The following is a 17,634-nucleotide window of genomic DNA, read 5'->3' as shown; positions in this document are numbered from 1 at the left end:
AATTAAGCACCGACAGACTCCTTAGCGGCGTAGAGCACTTCCAGGGAAATTTCACTGAGTCCCTGGGCGCGGGCATATTTTTCGGTGTTGCGCTTCACCTTGCCCCGCACAAATCCGGGGACTTTGTTGAGTTGTCCCTGGGCTTCCGTTGTCCAATTCAGATCAGAACTGGCCGACATGGTTGTGGTAATGACTTCTTTGGTATCGTGGCCGCCGAAAATTTCGAGCAAATGGTCTTCCATGCCTAGGGTAAAGGAGTTATAAACCAGATCCGCGATTTGGTTAGTGCCCTCATAACCCACGAAAGGCCGATAACCAATGGGAAAGTTTTGGATGTGGATCGGGGCGGCGATTACGCCACAGGGAATATTCAGCCGTTTACCCACATGGCGTTCCATCTGGGTGCCGAAAATGGCAGCAGGTTCTAGGCGGGCGATCGCATCAGCAATTTCGCCGTGATCTTCGCTAATTAAGATCTCATCACAGTATTCGCTCACCTCTTGGCGGAACCAGTCAGCATCATATTTACAATAGGTTCCCGCCAGCACCACATGGATGCCCATTTCCCGCGCCAGAATTTTCGTCATTGCCACAGCATGGGTATTATCCCCAAAGACGATCGCCTTTTTGCCCGTTAAATTTTGGCAATCAATGGAACGACTAAACCAAGCGGCCTGGGACACATGGAGGGTTTGTTCTTCGATAAAGGCTTCATAATCTGCCGTGGCTCCCTGGTCATTAATCACCTTCTGGATCGCGCGGATGCAACGGGCCGTTTCCACAACGCCCATCGGTGTAATGTCCACATAGGGTTGGTCAAATTCTTGTTTTAAATATTTTGCCGTGGGCAGGCCCAATTCCCGGTAGGGCACGAGGTTAAACCAGGCCTGGGGCAATTTTTTCAAATCATGGACAGAAGCCTTATCAGGAATTACTAAATTCACACTAATCCCCAACTCGGCCATCAAAGTCTTCAGTTCGCGGATGTCGTGGTTGTTGTGGAAACCAAGGGTCGAAATCCCAATAATATTCACCGACGGTTGCGGGGTTTTCTCCGTGGCTAAGTCACCTTTTTTTCTTGCTTTATTGATATAAAACTGGACAATTTGCTGGAGGGTGCGATCGCCAGCCTGGAGTTCATTGACCCGGTAGTGGTTCACATCCGCCAAGATGACATCACCCTGGGCATCTAATTGGGCGCGAGCGACGAAATTTTCGAGGTCTTCCTGGAGAATGCTTGAAGTGCAAGTGGGGGTCAAGACAATTAGATCGGGTCGTTCCTCTTGATCCTTGCGGACAATATTATCAACAACTTTTTCTTGGGAGCCCCGCGCCAGAACATTCCGATCCACAATGCTGGCGGTGACAGGGGTGAAATTGCGTTCCCGTTCTAACATCGAACGCATCACATTAAAGTAATCGTCGCCTAGGGGAGCGTGCATAATCGCATGGACATTTTTAAAAGAACTGGCAATGCGTAATGTGCCGATGTGGGCTGGGCCTGCATACATCCAATAGGCAAGTTTCATAGGTATTTTTACTCCCAAAAAAAACTGGTTTGTGATCAAAAGTGATCTCAGTCAGTGTCATTTTCGCAAATGATTTTCGGGTTCTCGGAGAAGAAAACAAAAGTCAATAAAACGATGTATCTCGCAAAGAAAATGGTTTCATTTCAAGGGATATTTCTATGAATAAAGGGTCATCGTCTGTTTCTTTCAACGAATTTCAAGCTTTGCCTCGATGATGATTCGCCGTCAAGAACTTTGGGGAAGGATATACAATGCACCTTATTAATGAATTTCGTTCGATTGCAATTGTCTCTGCTCCCAGCCATGACCCAAGTTTTTACACCAAAACCCATTCAATACGCTCCCAAAACGATACAGCGGGCACTGGTGGCTTTTGCTTGCACACCGCTCCGGTGGGAACTACTGGCAGCGATGAAAGATCAGAGTGTGGCGCTCCCTGATATTGCTGGAGAAGCTGGACTCCGGGCGGGTTATAGTGGGCGATCGCTGCCGGAAGGGGCCGTGGAAGAGTTGATGATGTGGCTGATTCAAGTGGGATTGCTCCGGCGGGAGGTTGATGGTCAAGGTTTGACAGATAGTTTTCGCTTAACGCCCCTGGGTCGTCAGGTGCTGGCCCAATGGCAATCGGCACCCCAGGCGGTAAAGGTGTCGTGGCTGGCTCGGTGCCAAAATGCTTTACAACGTTGGCTGAGTCGGTTTTCGGTCTAGACTGTACAATCTAAATCTATGCATCTATCTTTCGGTTTAATGTGAGGAAGCTTCATGCGGGCGATCGCCATTTTTAGCCCTAGTCGTCGGTCTGGAAAATCATGGTTAATTACGGCGCTGGCCCGTTCCCTAACTCGGCAAGGGTTGCGAGTTGTTCCTTTCCAAAGTCAAACGGAAATCACAAAAGGTTATCGGGTCAGTGCCGACGCAGAAGTCAGTCAATCAGCGGCTTGGCAAGCGTGGGCCGCAAAAATTCAACCAACAACCCATCTCAACCCAGTTTTACTAAAAGCCTGTAGCCCCCCTGGTGAATCAAAGCCCAAATTTCAACTGCTGATTCAAGGGCGGGGGATTGGTACTGTCAAACGAACGGCTTACTACGATAGTTATTACGATATTGCGCGACCGCTGATTCGAGAATGTTTGATGGCATTGCCGCCGAAATACGATGTGCTGCTATTCGATAGTTATCGCGACAGTCTTTACCATCCCCTCACCAGCGATACCGACCAAAATTTTGAGATTCTCAAGGGTTTAGAGGCGCCCGTCACGGGTATTATTTTGATCGACTGCACCCATGAAGGGGCCATTAATCAGCTCTGGGGCCTCTGGCAACGGCTTTCCCCAGAAAATCGTCAACTAATTCGGGGGGTAATCTTCAATCAGTGGCAAGGCGATCGCCCCCAAGAAACCCAAACCAGTCAATGGGTCAAAACGCATCTCAAACGACCCGTCCTCGGCTATATTCGGCCCCTCCAAAATCTGGCCTTTGACCCCGAAAGCCTGTGTACTACCGTTGCCCATAACCCTGTAAATTTGCCTCAAAATAAACTGCGCTTGCAGGTAATCCAGCTCCCCCACCTCTGTCCCTATGCAGACTTTGATGCCCTGATGGGTGAGGCTTCGGTACAGTTGGAATTTATTAATCCGACCGAGACCCTGGGTTATCCCGATGCGGTGATTGTGCCCCACACCAGCCAGGCGATCGCCGACCTCGACTATCTCCACAAATACGGCTATCCCCAACAGCTGCAGCAATATGTCAATGCAGGCGGCACGGTGTTAGGGATCGGCAATGGTGCCAATCTCCTCAGCAAAAAAATTGCCCTCCCTAGTGGCGATTTTCAACCAGCCCTCGGTTTAACGCCCTTTGATAGCCAACCCCATACCAAGGCCGCCCTCTTCCCCGCCGAAACATTTTCGCGCTTCCCCTTTCCAAATCTTCCCCTGAGCGGCATGACCCTCCCCTGTGACATCCTGAACTATGCTCCCAGTAGCGGTTATACCCAACTCTTTGAAACCCCAAATCTGGGTCTTGTTAACCAAAGTCAAAACATTTGGGCCGTCTACTTGCAAGGTTTGTTTAATAATGGCCCCTGGTGTCGCTTTTGGCTCAATGCCCTCCGCCAAAAACGGGGCCTCTCTTCTCTACCGACAGGTATTGCTAATTTCAACGAACGGCAAGAAGCAATCCTCGAAGCCCTCGCCAATCACCTTGAGCAATATGTTGATCCGACGATTTTATTAGAGGGTGCCGATTAATCGTCCTCGGTTGATAAAAAAACGGGCAATATTTTTGTTGGCGTAGATTACAGCAGGCGATCGCCTTTTGGGGCCGATGGTGACCTGAATGTTAGTATTTATTTGCAATAAGGCCAGATTGTTGCAAAAGTAGAAAAGGGCGTTTATTATTGTCAATAAGCTGAACTTGTTGAAAAATATGCTGGTACCTTCCTACGACGTAAGCGCCCTCAAGACCGAACTCAATGCTAAAGGGTGGCGGTTAACGCCCCAGCGGGAAAAAATTCTCCGCACCTTTCTAAATTTGCCGAAGGGGGAACACCTCAGCGCTGAAGATTTGCACAATGAGTTATTGGAGCAACAGGAAAAAATTAGTCTCTCGACGGTGTACCGTAGCGTAAAACTCATGACTCGCATGGGCATTTTACGGGAGCTGGAGCTAGCAGAAGGCCATAAGCATTATGAACTGAACCAGTCCCAGGCGCACCATCACCATTTAGTCTGTGTCCAGTGCAATAAAACCATTGAGTTTGAGGATGTCGCGATCAACAAACACAGCATCGCCCAATGCCAACAGCAGGGGTTCGAGTTACTCGATTGCCAGTTAACGATCACCACCATTTGTCCGGAGGCTCGCTTGATGGGTTGGCCCTCGGCGCTCCCCCACGATTGGGTCTGTTCGCGGGAAAAAGCCCAAACCCACCTCCATTAATCGAGGCGATCGCCTTTGACGGTAACATTGCAACCCCAATCGCCTTTATTGGTCACGGAAAATTTAACGGTGGGTTACCAACGGCGGGCCTTACTTCAGGATTTGAATCTGGCGATCGCCCAGGGTCAGTTTGTTTGTTTAGTGGGCGCGAATGGATCAGGAAAATCCACCCTAATTCGGACATTGGCAGGTCTTGAAGCGCCCCAAGCGGGTCAAGTTTGGCTGAACGGTACACCACTGACGGCCCTCAATGCGGCCCAGCGTGCCCAACGCCTCAGCTTGGTTTTAACGGAACGGGTTGATCTCGCCTGGATGTCGGTTACGGAATTAGTTGCCTTGGGGCGTTATCCCTATACCGATTGGCAAGGACGTTTGGGGCCAACGGATCGACAGATTGTCCGGGAGGTGATCGCCGCCGTGGGTTTGACAAATCTCCAGGCCCAACCCCTGAACAATATTAGCGACGGGGAACGACAAAAAGCGATGATTGCGCGGGCCTTGGCCCAGGCAACGGATTTGATGTTGCTGGATGAACCGACGGCCTATCTTGACGTGCCCCGCCGGGTGGAAGTGATGCAACTGCTGCGGTTTTTGGCGCACCAACAAGGACGCACCGTTTTGATGTCGACCCATGACCTCGATTTAGCCTTACGGAGTGCGGATCAGCTCTGGCTAATTACCCCCAGCCAAAAGTTAGTGGTGGGGACACCGGAGGAGTTGGCCCTAGAGGGATATTTGGGGACAACCTTTAGTAGCGATCGCTTTTACTTTGATCAGATGAGTGGTCAGTTTCAGTTACAGTACCAGCGGCGATCGCCGATCCAATTCATCGGTCAAGGTTTGGCAGCCACTTGGACAGAACGTGCTTTAACGCGTCTGGGTTTTGAAGCGGTACAAACGCCTTGTCCATTGCGCCTCGATCTCCAGGAACAGCCGACTCGCTGGCTTTTATCCCAGGGCGATCGCCAAGTGCAATTCATGAGCCTTGGAGCACTCAGCGCCCATCTCCAAGCTTTACAATGGGAAAACTGTTGACCAAAGCAACCATGGCAGAGATCAAAATTCCCCAACGCGACATCCTCAGTCTTAATTTGGCCCCCCTGAAAACCCTGGTGCAATCGATCCTGCTCGATGAGGCCCTCGCAGACCATGAGCAAAAGTTTCAGTTAAAGATCGATTTTCCCCAGGAAGCGAATGACCCACGCGAACTTTCAGAAATCCCAGAAATTCGTCTTTGGTTTGTGCGCCTCGATGCGATTTTTCCTTGGTTTCCCTTCCTCCTCGACTGGAAAGCAGGGGAATTAGGCCGTTATACGGCGATGCTCGTGCCCCATCAATTTCATCGCACCGAAGGTATTCAATATAACCCCGAAGCCCTCGAAATTTTTGTGATGAATAAAGTATTTTGCCTCAGCGAAACTTTACCGAAATTCGGCATTCAACCCCAGTCACGGGTAAAGGCGATCGCCCAATTACTAGGCTACGAACTAGACGACGACTTTTTAAATAGTCTTTAGGGAAATTTGATCTAGCTTTTGAATTTGAACGAGTAATATTCGGACAGACTAAGCCATTGGTTCTGTCACCGCAGCCCTAGATGTTGGTAGGATTTGGTATTCAATGGCCTGGGGATTATCAATGCGTTTTGAAGCTTGTAAAATCTCGATGCCAATGACCTGGCCTTTTTGATCATAGTCAAGAATGATGCCAGGATTTTCTTCGCCACTTTCCTCAATATCTACATCTTTGAAGGTGATGCGCAACACATCAACTTCAAGATCATACTTAACTTTCATTGCTCGAAAGTCGTTTGTCCTGAGCGATCCATCTCAAACATTTTATTGTTCGAGTGGATCGGGTTTTACCTGAATCTTAAATGCCTGCACCATCTAAATATTGTTGAATTTCCCGGTCAGACAAGCGACAGCTATCTTTGTGATTTTGACGACGGTGGGCTGTTACGAGATCCGGCTGCTGTTGACCTTGGAGAGTTTGGACTTGTTCTTCTAGGGCTTCAATGCGGTCTAAGAGGGTACGAATCACCGTTGCTTCCGAATCGGGTAGGCTGCCGTGTTCCAAAGGATTGACCTTGACCCCAGAACGATAGACAATCCGCCCCGGAATGCCGACCACTGTGCAATCCGAAGGCACATGGCGTAAAACCACTGATCCCGCGCCAATACGCACGTTATTCCCAATTTCAATATTGCCGAGCACCTTGGCTCCCCCACCAACAACGACATTTTCACCGAGGGTCGGGTGGCGTTTTCCAATCTCTTTCCCTGTACCGCCGAGGGTGACGCCTTGGTAGATCAAGCAATAGTCACCAACAATAGCCGTTTCACCGATGACAACGCCCATACCATGGTCAATAAAAACTCCGTGGCCAATGCGGGCACCTGGGTGAATTTCAATTCCCGTTAAAAAGCGGGCGATATGGGAGAGAAACCGGGGGATAAACGGCAGACCAGAGCGATAGAGGGCATGGGAGACGCGATGAAACAACAGCGCTTGGAGGCCCGGATAGCAAAATAGAACTTCAAGCCAGTTACGCGCAGCGGGATCTCGTTCAAAAATAATGCGGAAGTCGGCGAAGAGGGTGGAGAGCATAATGAATTCTAATCAGAGCGATAATTCATGCCAAAGGTCAAGGCCATTTTCTATAGTATCCCTTGGTTGTTCTGCCTGGGGCAATTTTTTAGATTTCATCATCCAGAGGATATTTACTTTAGGCGTCCTGACCGCAAAATACTAATGATTAGCCACAATCCTAAAAGACTGGCTGCCGCAAACAAAATTTCATTCACAATCATTAACTGACGGTTCGGCGAAATGGTAATGATCGCGGCTCCCATGATTAACGACCCCACCACAATACTGAAGGATAGGCGATTAGCGGAGTCGTCAATGCTGCGGCGCAGGCCGTCGAGTTCCCGCAGGTTTAAATTCCACTGGAGGGTTTCTGAGCTGAGGCGGTCGAGAATCACGTCAATCTGGCGCGGCGATCGCAAAGAAATGGTTTTCAGATCGAGAACCGTGCGGAACATGGTCTGAAACGGGGTGTCTCCCACCAATTGCCGCCGGAAAATATCAGTAATCAGGGGTTTAATTTCATCGAGTAAATTAACCTCTGGATTAAAACTGCGGGCGACCCCCTCCAAATTGGCGAGACTTTTGGCATACAAACCCAAATTTCCCGGCAGTTTAACCTTATTGTTGCGGGCTACCTGCAAAATTTCATAGAACACCTCACTAAAATTCAATTGTGTTAAGCTCCGGTCGTAATATTTACGCAGCAGGCGATCATAGTTAGCTTCTAGGCGGGCTAAGTTCGTCGTGTGCGCCCCTTCGGATAGTTCTAGGGTCAACTGAGCACAGCTCTGGGCATCCATATCCACAATGGCCAGTAGCATCTCTGTCAGTAGCTTCTGGGTGCGCGGATCAAGGCGACCAATCATCCCACAATCAATTAACGCCACCGTCTGACTATCGAGATAGAAAATATTACCGGGGTGGGGATCAGCATGGAAAAAACCATCCACAAAAATTTGCTGGAAAAAGGCCCGAAACAAAATTGTCGTGATTGCTTGACGTTGTTTTTCTGAAGTGACCTCCGCTTCAAGGAGGGGTTTTCCGTCGAGCCATTCCATGACCAGCAGCTTTTCGGTGGTCAGCTCCCAATAAATTTCTGGAATCGTCAGTTTTTGTTGATCGAACCAACTGCTTTTCGCTAAATTGCGCCGGAGCTGATCGGTATAACCTGCTTCAGTACGAAAATCGAGCTCCGCCTGGACAGCTTTTGTAAACTCTTTCGCGAGGGCAATCACATCATAATCTTGGCCAAATTCTGTGAGAGCAGCGAGTTCTGCAATTCCTTTAATAAGGGCAATGTCCTGGGCGACGATTTGATCGATGCCTGGCCGTTGTACCTTCAGGGCGACAGCTTGACCATTCCGCAGAACCGCCCGATGGATTTGGGCAATGGAACCCGCTGCAATGGGGTTGGGGTTAATTTCTTGAAAAACGTCTTCGAGGGGTTGAGAAAGTTGCTGACGAATGGTTTGCTCAATTTCAAACCAAGGCACCGTGGGGACTTTGGCTTGGAGGGCAGTGAGGGCCTCAATGTATTTCGGGGGTAGAAGATCGGGCCTAGTGCTCAGAAGCTGTCCGAGCTTGACATAAAAAGGCCCTAGCTCCACCAGAATATTGCGAAAAACTTCAGGGGGGGGGATCTGTGGTTTATCGGCTTTACCACCAGTCAGGAGACTCTTCATGAAGTCCCAACCATTACTGAAAACAATTTCAATAATTTCCCGCTGGCGTGAACTGCTCTGGGTCAGAGAAAAAACCATGGAACACCCGATGTAGAATTAGCTTGGTCTCTACTATACGTTAGTCGTTTCGGAAAATTCCACAGTGGCCAAAGAAAAAAATTCTTTAATTCTGGCTTTTTTTCGTGATAGTTGGATGGCCGAATGAGTCAAGAGGTTAAGGACTTGGTAAGCCAAAAATAAGGCAGGTCTATATGATATCGCCTATATCAAAAACTCTCTAAAGCCACTTATCTTTTACTGTGCTGACCTAAGTTATTTCATACTTGTTCTTTTAAATAATTGCTATCAGTCAAAGCAAACAAAAAGACATTGAAATAGCTGTAAATAATAATGCTCGATCAAAATCATTGGTTACCCTAGACGTTTTGAGAATAAAGAGTTAGTGGCATTCATAAACTCATCGAAGTCTGGGATTAATATTTATTATTTTTATCTTGGTATCCACTCAAATAATTTGATCGGAGGCAAGAAATTGTGGATCTAAGTGTTTTTGAAAATGGTGGTGGATGAGATCGGCCGCGGCATTGGGAGGAAAGTTACTGTACTTTTGTTTGTCGGGCATCACCATCAGATTAGGCGCTTTTTTACAGCGGCCCATGCAACCAGTGGTTTCGATACTAACTTGGTCAGCGATGTCTTGGTCACGGATCGCTTGTTGGAGACGGTCATAGATGAGTTGACCGCCCCGTTTCCAACAGGTGGATTTTTTGCAAAGAACAATTTTCTGAGCGCTATTGGTTTTTGCGCAGGGATTTTCTGCGATGTTGGTATCTTCGTTACCCGTTGAATCGGCAGTTTCTAGGGGGCGATCGCCAAAGGACTCATTAGGTGTTGCGCCTTGAGACTCTGACAAGAGAGCGATGTGCTGGATTTCTAACTTCTCTTTGGATTTTTTGGGATGACGCCAAATGATGCCCCGCACCTCTAGCTTGCTATGGAGTTCGAGCTGAAAATGGAGCCGTTTGTGGAGTTTGCTCGGAATCTTAAATCGGTAGGAGCCATGGTCCGTCTGGAGGTCAAAATGTCGAATCCGCTGGTGTTTGCCCAGTTTAAAGTTGCTGGCTGTACCGACAAAAGTGAAAGATCGATGGTGAACGGCTAGTGTAATCATAGATAAATAAAAATCTTTCTTAAACAAATGAACCAGATACAACCCTTGTTTTTGGCGATGATTTGAAGCTAAGGATGCTTTTTTCTGTAACGTCTTCAGGAAAATCTATGTTCTATTCGGAACGAGTATTTGGGAGATGACGCTGGGATGATTCGAGATTGGCCCGGAGTGAGACGGGGGAAGAAGGGGGATTTGTAGAAAGAGTCAGGGTGGTCTTGATGGCTTGTTTTAGTAGCGGTTTCCCCAATTTGAAGGTGGTCGATAAGGCGATCGCCCCCAACATCACCGTCCCGAGACTAGTTAGCGCCGTTGAATCACCCCGATGATAATCCTCAAAAATTTCCCTGAGATGCAAACTGAGGACGGACTTATTCCAGTGAATCAAAGACATGGCTAAATTTGAACCTCATTGAAAGTTTTGCAGGGTAAATCCGAGTTTATTATTGCACAGCTTTTGCAATTGAAGCATCTCTTATAGGGAAATTTAATGTATTAGGCTGGAGATGGCAACAGTGGCGACTTTTATTCTGTGACGAAATCTATAAACTCTTTCCCTAAAGACTTTTAGATATTGACACGAAATCAACAGAGAGCTATCTTGGGTGGTACTAAAAGGGTAATGACGGTTTTGTTAAGGTAGAACGGAAGTCATTGACTCCGACCCATGCCTCAATGTCCCAGCTGTCAATCCCAACATACAGTCAAAAATGGGCACATCCACAACGGTAAACAGCGCTTTCTCTGCAAGCAATGCGGTCGTCAATTCGTGGAACATCCCACCAATAAACTCATTGATGCTGAAACCCGCGCTCTGATTGACCGTCTGCTTTTCGAACGTATTTCGATGGCCGGCATCGCCAGAGCTGTTCAAGTTTCTGAACAATGGCTGCAAAATTACGTCAATATGAAAGCAGCACAAGTACCAAGAAGAGCCAAGGTTGTCCCCAAAAAAAGGGGTCTTTAAAGGTGCAGTGTGACGAACTCTGGTCTTTTGTTGACCACAAAGGCAATAAACAGTGGGTCTGGCTGGCCCTTGACGTTCAAACCCGGGAAATTATTGGTCTGCACGTTGGTTGCCGTGGTCGAGAGAGTGCAAAAGCACTGTGGGCGTCATTGCCTGGGGTATATCGGCAATGTGGAGTCTTCTACACGGATGAGTGGGAAGCCTACCGTGGCGTATTCCCTTCAAAGCGTCATCGGGTGGTTAGCAAACAGAGTGGTAAAACCAGTTATATTGAGCGCTTTAATTGTACTGTGAGGCAAAGGATGTCACGGTTTGTGAGACGCAGTCTAGCCTTCTCCAAGTGTGTATTTAATCACATTGGACTATTGTGGAATTTCATCCATCACTACAATTCCTCATTACCCCTTTAGTACTACCCTATCTTGAAGGTAGATAAAGTAATAGATTTCCCACATTTTTCAGGAGGAAAGATAATGAGAGGTAGAGGCGGAATGCGTCCCGGTGCAGGTCGTAAGAGTGCATGGCAGAGTGGCGCAACGAAAACGATTCGCGTCCCCGCAGCGATTGAAGAGGAGCTATTAACCTTGGGAAAGCATTTAGATCGCGGGCAGGCTGTTCTCACGGGGCAAACCCTCAAGCAACTCGAGGATATCTTGGTAAATTATCAAGCCCAGTGCGACACCAATCCCGGTGAAGCATGGGAACCGGTTCGTCAACTGATTGCAGAAATTCGGACCGTTCTTGATCGGGCCCCCCATCGAGGGCGTGGTGGAATGGGTCATCGAGGCATGACCGGGCAGGGTAACCGTTGCCGTGCGGGTCAGCCCTTGGAGATGGGGGGTGTTGACCTGGCGGCAGTGAATGTAGAGGCTCAAGCTCCAAAATTTCACTGCTAGCCAAAGGCGATCGCCCCCCGAAACATTAACGACAGCTCGTCCCACAGTGGCCAGACAGAGTTCTTCTGCGTTGACCATGTCGAAAGCCCCGCCCTTTCCTTCCCCCTGTGCCTCGTTGTCCATAGAATGTTGCCTGTTCGGGGTCGAGGGGTGGGGTATTGATCGGTAATCCTGCGGCCCGTTGGAAGGTGCGGAGGTGATTTTGTTGGGAAGCCCGTTGCAGATTGCGAAAGACCCGTTGCACATCGTCATAGCCTTCGCTGAGAGCAAGGAGTTTTTTGTACATTTCGCCATTTTCAATTTCCGCTTGTACTCCCGCTAAACAGGCCTCATGGAGGGTTGCGGGGGCAGGGATTTTGTTTACCCAAGGGTTAATGGGGATGGGCAGTTGATATTTACGAAAAAGGGGTAAAAGGGCGCGGATATGTCGTTTTTCAGCTTCGATAATGTTAATAAAAGGGCGCACTGCTCCAAATTTTTCAATGACAACATGGTAGGTTTCACAGGCTTTGTATTCGTCTTGGAGGGCTTCGTTCAGGGCAATTTCTAGATTTTTGAACATTTTAAAAAAGCAAAGATAAGTTAAGTTAGTGTCGGAAAATGACCATTGATTGTGCAACCCAACCGCTGGAGACGATTAGGACATAGTTTCTAATTGGTGTTGGAGCAGGGGACGGAGACTATTCAAACCAGCGGCGATCGCCGTACCGTTGTGGATCACCGTTGCCCAGAGGGGATTCAGCCCCACCGTGGCTGCCAGTCCCAAGCCGATCATATTGGGGGCGACCACCAGCAGGGTATTTTGTTCGATGAGGGCTTGAGTTTCCTTCGCAATGGCGATCGCCTCCAGTAATGTCCCCAAGTCATTATTCATTAGGACTACATCCGCCGTTTCCCGGGCAATGTCCGAACCATCGGCAAAGGAAATCGAGACATCCGCATAGGCGAGGGCGACCGAATCATTCAGACCATCCCCCACAAAGGCAACTACCCGACCAGACCGCCGTAAGTTGCGCACAATCCGCGCCTTATCCTCTGGGAAGGCTTCCGCATGGACATGGTGCGCGGGAATTTTTAGGGCGAGAGCCACCTGATGCGCCCGTTGGTGACTATCTCCAGTCAACACATGCACCGCCATTTGATGCTCATGTTGCAGCATCGCAATCAAAGACGCACTTTCGGGACGTAACGGATCGGTATAGGCCAGCCAACCGAGTAACGCTTGGTCAGAGGCGACATAAATCGTTGATGCCGCAAAATTATTAGTTTCTCGCTGATCGACGAGGGGACAAATGCCCTCTTGTTCAAGGAAAGTTGCACTACCGACGAGAATCGTTTGCCCCTCAATGGTGGCTTTAATCCCAAATCCCACCTGATAGTCCCAACCTTGACGGGGTAGGAGTTCAATGCCCTGTTGTTGGGCATGGTGGACAATGGCTTCGGCGACGGGGTGGGTGATCCGTTGTTCGGCAGAGGCTGCCAGTTGCAAGAGTCGTTCTGGGGAAAGGCGATCGCTCCAAGTCCCCCATGGTGTTACCGATTCAATAGCGATTTTTCCTTGGGTGAGGGTCCCCGTCTTATCGAAGACAATCGTGTCAATTTCCGCCAACAGTTCCAGGGTGCGCCCACTGCGGACGAGAATGCCGTGGCGGGTGGTATGGTTTAACGCCCCTAAAAAGGCTGTCGGCATCGATACCCGGACTCCCGTGACAAAATCAAGGGTCAGGATCGAGGCAGCCCGGGTTGGATCTTGGGTCGTGCCATACACCATGCTGGCAAGGACAAGGGACGGCAAAATCAGTTTATCGGCCAGCTGGGCGGCGTAGTTTGCCATGCGAGTATCGTGGACGGGGGCTTTTTCAAGCAATTCCACACTGAGGGCGGCTCTGGTATTGTGACCGACCCGCTCACAGCGAATCCGTAATTTTCCTGAACGGAGGAGGGTGGCGGCATAGACTTCTGTATCCACCTGGGCGACGATGGGCATCGATTCACCCGTCAGTTGCTGTTGATCGACGGTCGCTTCGCCACCAATGACCACACCATCGACAGGAATCCGTTCCCCTGGATAGACGATGACCGTTTCGCCGACTTGGACCCGATCACTCTCAATTTGAATAATTTCTCCCTCTCGCTCGACCCAAGCCCAACGCCCGATGGTATCCATCAAATTGGCGGTGGTGCGTTCCGTGGCGCGGGCGGTTTGTTCACGAATTAAATCCCCCAATTCATGGAGGGTAATTACCAAGGCAGGGGTGACGAGTTTGCCCTGCCAGCCGCTAAAAATCAGGGCAAGTAAATCTAGGCAGTCGATATTAAGTTTATGGTCTTGCCAAAGGCTGGCGATCGCCCGCTGTGCCACCGGAAAACCAGCCCCCAATAAAGTTAATCGCGCCAAACTTGTGAGCAACAAACTTTCCCACTGATTACTTGCTAGACCTAGTGCTGTTGCAAAGAGGGGTAGCGTTAAACTAGATTGCCGCACCTGTGTCCAGAGGGACAAAGCAGCGATTTTTGGGGGCGGACTGGCCGTTATTTGGGTTAGAGGTGCCGCCCGCAACTGTTCGGGTCTGTAGTAAATCACCACCGATGCGGCCCAAGGATTAATCCGAAAGGTTTCGACCCAAGGTAGTGTGGCGAAATAGGCTGATAAGCGACCGTAACCGTTCTCTGGAAAGGCGATTAACTTTAAACGAAGCCGCCCTACAAGTTGGTGGACAATCTTATAGTCAAAGGGAAAATCCCAGGTGAATTGCGAACTAAGCTGGAGAGAGGTCATTAATTTTCGATTGCTTGACTTAGGCGATCGCCTCACCGAGACGGGCTTTATTGAGAATATCCATCAGACGGAGCCCCAATTCCATATCCGAGAAGGAGCCGGCATCATATTGGATCGCCACCGAACTCGCCGAGGCATTAAAACGCACCCCCAGCACATGGTCATCATCCCGCAGCAGCCGTTCTAAATGTTTCGCAAAAAGGCGATCACCGGCAATTTGATCAATCCGGAGACGAATTCGACCGGGCACAGAATGAACAATTTTTACCCCATCCCCAAAGACATCACTGTGATCCATTTCTGGAGCTGTTGTTTTTTTCTCTGGGCTTACTGTGGGATGTTTTAACTCTTTAAAAACCTGCCGCAAAACAGTGGCAATCCCTAGATTTACCAACAGCGCATTTGCCCCTCGCAACTGGAGGCGACTGGTAATAAATAACCCTAACAAAACAGGCAAAATCATTTCGATTTTTTCATGCTCTTTGACAAAATTTGCCAGTTGAGTCACTTCTGAATTGGGGCTGGTTTGAGATGTATTTTCTACAGAGGTAATTGTGCTGACCATGGCACTATCCTTTTCATGGCAATAATTAACATTGAGACTGAAATTTCAGTCTTAAGAGGGTGTTTATAAAGTAAAGATAAAGAGAACAGGATTTTTGCCCGTGAAGTCGTTAAGGTCAAGCATAAGCGTAACGACACAGGAGAATAGCACCAATGTCTCAAGCTTCTTACCCCAGTGACCTGACCGATGCAGAATGGGCTTTACTAGAACCCTTGATTCCTGCTCCAAAGTCCGGCGGTCATCCACGTACTACTGATATGCGACAGGTCTGCAATGGGATTTTCTATCTCCTCAAAACCGGTTGTCAATGGGCCTATCTGCCCAAGGACTTTCCTCCCTCCTCCACGGTGTACTACTACTATCGCAAATGGCAGAGGCAGGGAGTTTGGGAAAACATCAACCATGCTTTGCGGACTCGCTGCCGTCAAGCAGTGGGGAAAACCCCAGAACCTAGCGTCCTGATTGCCGATAGCCAATCGGTCAAGACGACAGAAAAAAGGGCGATGTCTATGGCTTCGATGGCGGGAAACAGGTCAAAGGAAGACGGAGAAACTTGCTAGTCGACAGTTTAGGGTTACTTTACAAAGTGATAGTCTCCGAGGGAAATAGCTCAGAACGAACCTTTGCCCTTGCTGCAGTGATGGAGCTAAGGGAGCAGCAACAGCAGATGTTGAAGCGATTGCGGTTGATGTGGGTAGATGCTGGATATCGAGGAGGACGCTTTGCCTTAAGTCTCTGGTTAATGGTGCAAGCCAAGGTGGAAGTGATTAGTAGAAACAGTAAAGAATTCATGGTACTCCCGAAGCGTTGGATTGTTGAACGTACATTTGGTTGGTTGAATTATTATCGTCGCCTTAGTAAAGACTATGAGCAATTATCAGAAGTGTCGGAGGCAGGGATTTATGCTTCCATGAGTCGTCTGATGTTGCGTCGGCTAGTTTCCTAAAGATTTACTTTATAAATGGTCTCTAAGCATTGTGATCCTGTACGGCTTCGATGGCAGGAAGTTCTTGCTTAGCAGCCTGTTCCGCTAAAACTTCTGCCTTGGCTTCAGCGACAAGATCGCCAACTTGTTCTCCAGCTTCGGCGATCGCCCCTTTCGTTTTTTGATAGAGAACCACCCCTGTTTTAATGGAGGCTTTCGCCACTGGCTTCAGGATCGACGCAACGGCGGGGGCTAAGACCACAGCCCCTGCAACAAGGGCGACGGTTTTGAGGGTGCCGTGACGAGTTAAGGTTTGATTGTAGGCACTTTTGACTTGTTCTAACATTGATTTTCTCCAGAATTTCCGCGTTTTCGGTCAACTACTTTGAGGCTTGATGCTCTTGTGGGAACCTCGAAATTTTCAAAAAATGGATAGGCTTTGAGAAAAACTATCAGTCACAGCATAAAAGCAAAAATATTTGCTCATATGATGTTGTCAATTCACCCTATTTGCCTCCATTTTTTTTGATTTTAGGCACAAGATTGCTGCAAGTAGACGTACCGTCGGAAGTTGTAGGCTAAGTTCTTCAGGGCAATTTGTGTCTCAATACGAGCATGACCAATCACCCTTTCCATCTTGCCCCCCATAGAGGTCACAAAAGTACCAAAGATATGCTCCACTCTCGAACGGACATGAGAGCGTTCTTTATTTCTGGCTTTTTGTGTCTCACTTAGGGGATGATTACGGTTCCCCTTCTCATGAATATGACTGTCCATACCCATCAGTGCTAATACTCTTTCCCGTACTTGGATTTGGTAAGCACTGTCTGCCCAGATGCCATCCCCTCTATTACTGCCATCCAAGACTGCCGCAAACATTTGACTGTCATGCACTGAAGCTGCTGTCACTGCATATTTTCTGATGAGTTTATATTTCACATCGACATTGATGTGGTTCTTGTAGCCAAAGTGATTCTCCTGATTTTTCTTTGTCCAGCGAGCATCACAATCCTTCTGTCGCTTTTTCCTGGGCTTATCTTTCCAGTCTTCGGGAATTTTGCCTGATTTCACTACTTCATTCTCTTCCCGACGATTGCGCTGTCTCGGTACTGGGATGAGTGTTGCATCAATTATTTGTCCTTCTTCTGCTTGATATCCTTGTTTTTGCAAATAGCCTTCAAATTTCTCAAACAGTGCTGCCGCTAGCTTTTGCTCTACTAGCTTTTGTCTAAATAGCCAGACTGTTGTCGCATCTGGTACTTTATCTTCGATGCCCAAACCGACAAACTTCATGAATGATAGCCTGTCATTGACTTGATATTCTAGAGCTTCATCACTAATACCGTAGAGCCTTTGCAGTATCAGCAATTTGAACATTCGTACGGGATCTATTGCTTTCCTGCCCGCCTTACTTTTTCTCTCTTTTGGTTGAACCTGATTGAGAATCTCTCTAAATTCTTCCCAAGGAATCCATTCATTGAGCTTGACGAGGATATCTTGTTTCTCCTCCAAATACTGATGTCGTTTTTCCCAATCCCAGAATCCTAATTGACTCATCTTGAGACACTGCTTTGGCGATACTTTGGTATC

At 48.5% G+C, this 17,634-nt stretch carries 19 protein-coding genes; 8 read left to right on the top strand and 11 right to left on the bottom strand.

Annotated features, from left to right (window positions below):
• Positions 1-2 precede the first annotated feature (2 nt).
• On the bottom strand, positions 3-1,529 hold the full coding sequence (gene bchB, locus FEK30_RS12600) for a ferredoxin:protochlorophyllide reductase (ATP-dependent) subunit B (RefSeq protein ID WP_138073369.1): 1,527 nt from the start codon (positions 1,527-1,529) through the stop codon (positions 3-5).
• Between the two features lie 303 nt (positions 1,530-1,832).
• Between bchB and FEK30_RS12595 the strand changes: the two genes are divergently transcribed.
• The 5 genes from FEK30_RS12595 to FEK30_RS12575 all read left to right on the top strand — a co-directional run bounded on the left by FEK30_RS12595 (position 1,833) and on the right by FEK30_RS12575 (position 5,987).
• Complete coding sequence (locus FEK30_RS12595; protein ID WP_065710802.1) at positions 1,833-2,237, top strand: Npun_F0494 family protein; 405 nt, start codon at positions 1,833-1,835, stop codon at positions 2,235-2,237.
• 54 nt (positions 2,238-2,291) lie between these two features.
• A complete protein-coding gene (locus FEK30_RS12590; protein ID WP_138073368.1) occupies positions 2,292-3,779 on the top strand; it encodes a nucleotide-binding protein in 1,488 nt (495 codons plus the stop codon).
• Between the two features lie 178 nt (positions 3,780-3,957).
• Positions 3,958-4,470, top strand: a complete 513-nt coding sequence (locus tag FEK30_RS12585) for a Fur family transcriptional regulator (protein WP_030006969.1) — start codon at positions 3,958-3,960, stop codon at positions 4,468-4,470.
• Between the two features lie 15 nt (positions 4,471-4,485).
• Positions 4,486-5,505, top strand: coding sequence for an ABC transporter ATP-binding protein (locus FEK30_RS12580; RefSeq protein WP_138073367.1), 1,020 nt, complete (start codon positions 4,486-4,488; stop codon positions 5,503-5,505).
• An 11-nt stretch (positions 5,506-5,516) separates the two neighbouring features.
• Positions 5,517-5,987, top strand: a complete 471-nt coding sequence (locus FEK30_RS12575; protein ID WP_138073366.1) for a CRR6 family NdhI maturation factor — start codon at positions 5,517-5,519, stop codon at positions 5,985-5,987.
• Positions 5,988-6,035: 48 nt separating this feature from the next.
• Here the strand turns inward: FEK30_RS12575 and FEK30_RS12570 are convergent, their stop codons facing one another.
• The 5 genes from FEK30_RS12570 to FEK30_RS12550 form a co-directional block, all read right to left on the bottom strand.
• The gene (locus tag FEK30_RS12570; RefSeq protein ID WP_138073365.1) at positions 6,036-6,266 is read right to left on the bottom strand and encodes a DUF2283 domain-containing protein; all 231 of its coding nucleotides are present in this window, start codon (positions 6,264-6,266) and stop codon (positions 6,036-6,038) included.
• A 76-nt stretch (positions 6,267-6,342) separates the two neighbouring features.
• Positions 6,343-7,080, bottom strand: a complete 738-nt coding sequence (gene cysE, locus FEK30_RS12565) for a serine O-acetyltransferase (protein ID WP_065710799.1) — start codon at positions 7,078-7,080, stop codon at positions 6,343-6,345.
• A gap of 113 nt (positions 7,081-7,193) precedes the next feature.
• A complete protein-coding gene (locus FEK30_RS12560) occupies positions 7,194-8,822 on the bottom strand; it encodes an ABC1 kinase family protein (protein WP_012307258.1) in 1,629 nt (542 codons plus the stop codon).
• Positions 8,823-9,249: 427 nt separating this feature from the next.
• A complete protein-coding gene (locus FEK30_RS12555; RefSeq protein ID WP_138073364.1) occupies positions 9,250-9,915 on the bottom strand; it encodes a (2Fe-2S) ferredoxin domain-containing protein in 666 nt (221 codons plus the stop codon).
• Positions 9,916-10,027: 112 nt separating this feature from the next.
• A complete protein-coding gene (locus FEK30_RS12550) occupies positions 10,028-10,306 on the bottom strand; it encodes a hypothetical protein (protein WP_065710797.1) in 279 nt (92 codons plus the stop codon).
• A gap of 273 nt (positions 10,307-10,579) precedes the next feature.
• Here FEK30_RS12550 and FEK30_RS12545 point away from each other — a divergent pair.
• Positions 10,580-11,289, top strand: a protein-coding gene (locus FEK30_RS12545; RefSeq protein WP_232321324.1) for an IS1 family transposase whose coding sequence is annotated in 2 segments (ribosomal slippage) — positions 10,580-10,874 and positions 10,874-11,289 — 711 coding nt in all. Because the reading frame shifts where the segments join, the coding sequence is not laid out codon by codon here.
• Between the two features lie 63 nt (positions 11,290-11,352).
• The gene (locus tag FEK30_RS12540; RefSeq protein ID WP_138073363.1) at positions 11,353-11,775 is read left to right on the top strand and encodes a hypothetical protein; all 423 of its coding nucleotides are present in this window, start codon (positions 11,353-11,355) and stop codon (positions 11,773-11,775) included.
• Between the two features lie 25 nt (positions 11,776-11,800).
• Here FEK30_RS12540 and FEK30_RS12535 read toward each other — a convergent pair whose 3' ends face one another.
• From FEK30_RS12535 to FEK30_RS12525, 3 genes are all read right to left on the bottom strand, one after another.
• On the bottom strand, positions 11,801-12,337 hold the full coding sequence (locus FEK30_RS12535) for a ferritin-like domain-containing protein (protein WP_138073362.1): 537 nt from the start codon (positions 12,335-12,337) through the stop codon (positions 11,801-11,803).
• Between the two features lie 75 nt (positions 12,338-12,412).
• Positions 12,413-14,554 (bottom strand): heavy metal translocating P-type ATPase, encoded by a 2,142-nt coding sequence (locus tag FEK30_RS12530; RefSeq protein ID WP_138073361.1) that lies wholly within the window; start codon positions 14,552-14,554, stop codon positions 12,413-12,415.
• A 19-nt stretch (positions 14,555-14,573) separates the two neighbouring features.
• Positions 14,574-15,119 carry an HMA2 domain-containing protein gene (locus tag FEK30_RS12525; protein WP_181445661.1) on the bottom strand — a complete coding sequence of 182 codons (546 nt, stop codon included), beginning with the start codon at positions 15,117-15,119 and terminating at the stop codon, positions 14,574-14,576.
• Positions 15,120-15,271: 152 nt separating this feature from the next.
• Here FEK30_RS12525 and FEK30_RS12520 point away from each other — a divergent pair.
• Positions 15,272-16,065 (top strand): IS5 family transposase gene (locus FEK30_RS12520; protein ID WP_138072138.1). Its coding sequence is split into 2 segments (ribosomal slippage): positions 15,272-15,605 and positions 15,605-16,065, totalling 795 coding nucleotides; the frame shifts between segments, so codons are not numbered across the junction.
• Between the two features lie 22 nt (positions 16,066-16,087).
• Here the strand turns inward: FEK30_RS12520 and FEK30_RS12515 are convergent.
• Together FEK30_RS12515 and FEK30_RS12510 are read right to left on the bottom strand one after the other, a co-directional pair.
• Positions 16,088-16,390 carry a DUF5132 domain-containing protein gene (locus FEK30_RS12515; protein ID WP_065710792.1) on the bottom strand — a complete coding sequence of 101 codons (303 nt, stop codon included), beginning with the start codon at positions 16,388-16,390 and terminating at the stop codon, positions 16,088-16,090.
• Between the two features lie 185 nt (positions 16,391-16,575).
• On the bottom strand, positions 16,576-17,601 hold the full coding sequence (locus FEK30_RS12510; RefSeq protein ID WP_138071033.1) for an IS5 family transposase: 1,026 nt from the start codon (positions 17,599-17,601) through the stop codon (positions 16,576-16,578).
• Positions 17,602-17,634 lie beyond the last annotated feature (33 nt).

The sequence above is a fragment of the Picosynechococcus sp. PCC 11901 genome, from assembly GCF_005577135.1.
Lineage (GTDB): Bacteria > Cyanobacteriota > Cyanobacteriia > Cyanobacteriales > MRBY01 > MRBY01.
This window is presented reverse-complemented; position numbering and strand designations above follow the sequence as displayed.

Bases quoted from the DNA above. Each gene is read 5' to 3' on its own strand.
- bchB (WP_138073369.1), bottom strand. From the start codon at position 1,529: ATGAAACTTGCCTATTGGATGTATGCAGGCCCAGCCCACATCGGCACA.
- FEK30_RS12595 (WP_065710802.1), top strand. From the start codon at position 1,833: ATGACCCAAGTTTTTACACCAAAACCCATTCAATACGCTCCCAAAACG.
- FEK30_RS12590 (WP_138073368.1), top strand. From the start codon at position 2,292: ATGCGGGCGATCGCCATTTTTAGCCCTAGTCGTCGGTCTGGAAAATCA.
- FEK30_RS12585 (WP_030006969.1), top strand. From the start codon at position 3,958: ATGCTGGTACCTTCCTACGACGTAAGCGCCCTCAAGACCGAACTCAAT.
- FEK30_RS12575 (WP_138073366.1), top strand. From the start codon at position 5,517: ATGGCAGAGATCAAAATTCCCCAACGCGACATCCTCAGTCTTAATTTG.
- FEK30_RS12570 (WP_138073365.1), bottom strand. From the start codon at position 6,266: ATGAAAGTTAAGTATGATCTTGAAGTTGATGTGTTGCGCATCACCTTC.
- cysE (WP_065710799.1), bottom strand. From the start codon at position 7,080: ATGCTCTCCACCCTCTTCGCCGACTTCCGCATTATTTTTGAACGAGAT.
- FEK30_RS12560 (WP_012307258.1), bottom strand. From the start codon at position 8,822: ATGGTTTTTTCTCTGACCCAGAGCAGTTCACGCCAGCGGGAAATTATT.
- FEK30_RS12555 (WP_138073364.1), bottom strand. From the start codon at position 9,915: ATGATTACACTAGCCGTTCACCATCGATCTTTCACTTTTGTCGGTACA.
- FEK30_RS12550 (WP_065710797.1), bottom strand. From the start codon at position 10,306: ATGTCTTTGATTCACTGGAATAAGTCCGTCCTCAGTTTGCATCTCAGG.
- FEK30_RS12540 (WP_138073363.1), top strand. From the start codon at position 11,353: ATGAGAGGTAGAGGCGGAATGCGTCCCGGTGCAGGTCGTAAGAGTGCA.
- FEK30_RS12535 (WP_138073362.1), bottom strand. From the start codon at position 12,337: ATGTTCAAAAATCTAGAAATTGCCCTGAACGAAGCCCTCCAAGACGAA.
- FEK30_RS12530 (WP_138073361.1), bottom strand. From the start codon at position 14,554: ATGACCTCTCTCCAGCTTAGTTCGCAATTCACCTGGGATTTTCCCTTT.
- FEK30_RS12525 (WP_181445661.1), bottom strand. From the start codon at position 15,119: ATGGTCAGCACAATTACCTCTGTAGAAAATACATCTCAAACCAGCCCC.
- FEK30_RS12515 (WP_065710792.1), bottom strand. From the start codon at position 16,390: ATGTTAGAACAAGTCAAAAGTGCCTACAATCAAACCTTAACTCGTCAC.
- FEK30_RS12510 (WP_138071033.1), bottom strand. From the start codon at position 17,601: ATGAGTCAATTAGGATTCTGGGATTGGGAAAAACGACATCAGTATTTG.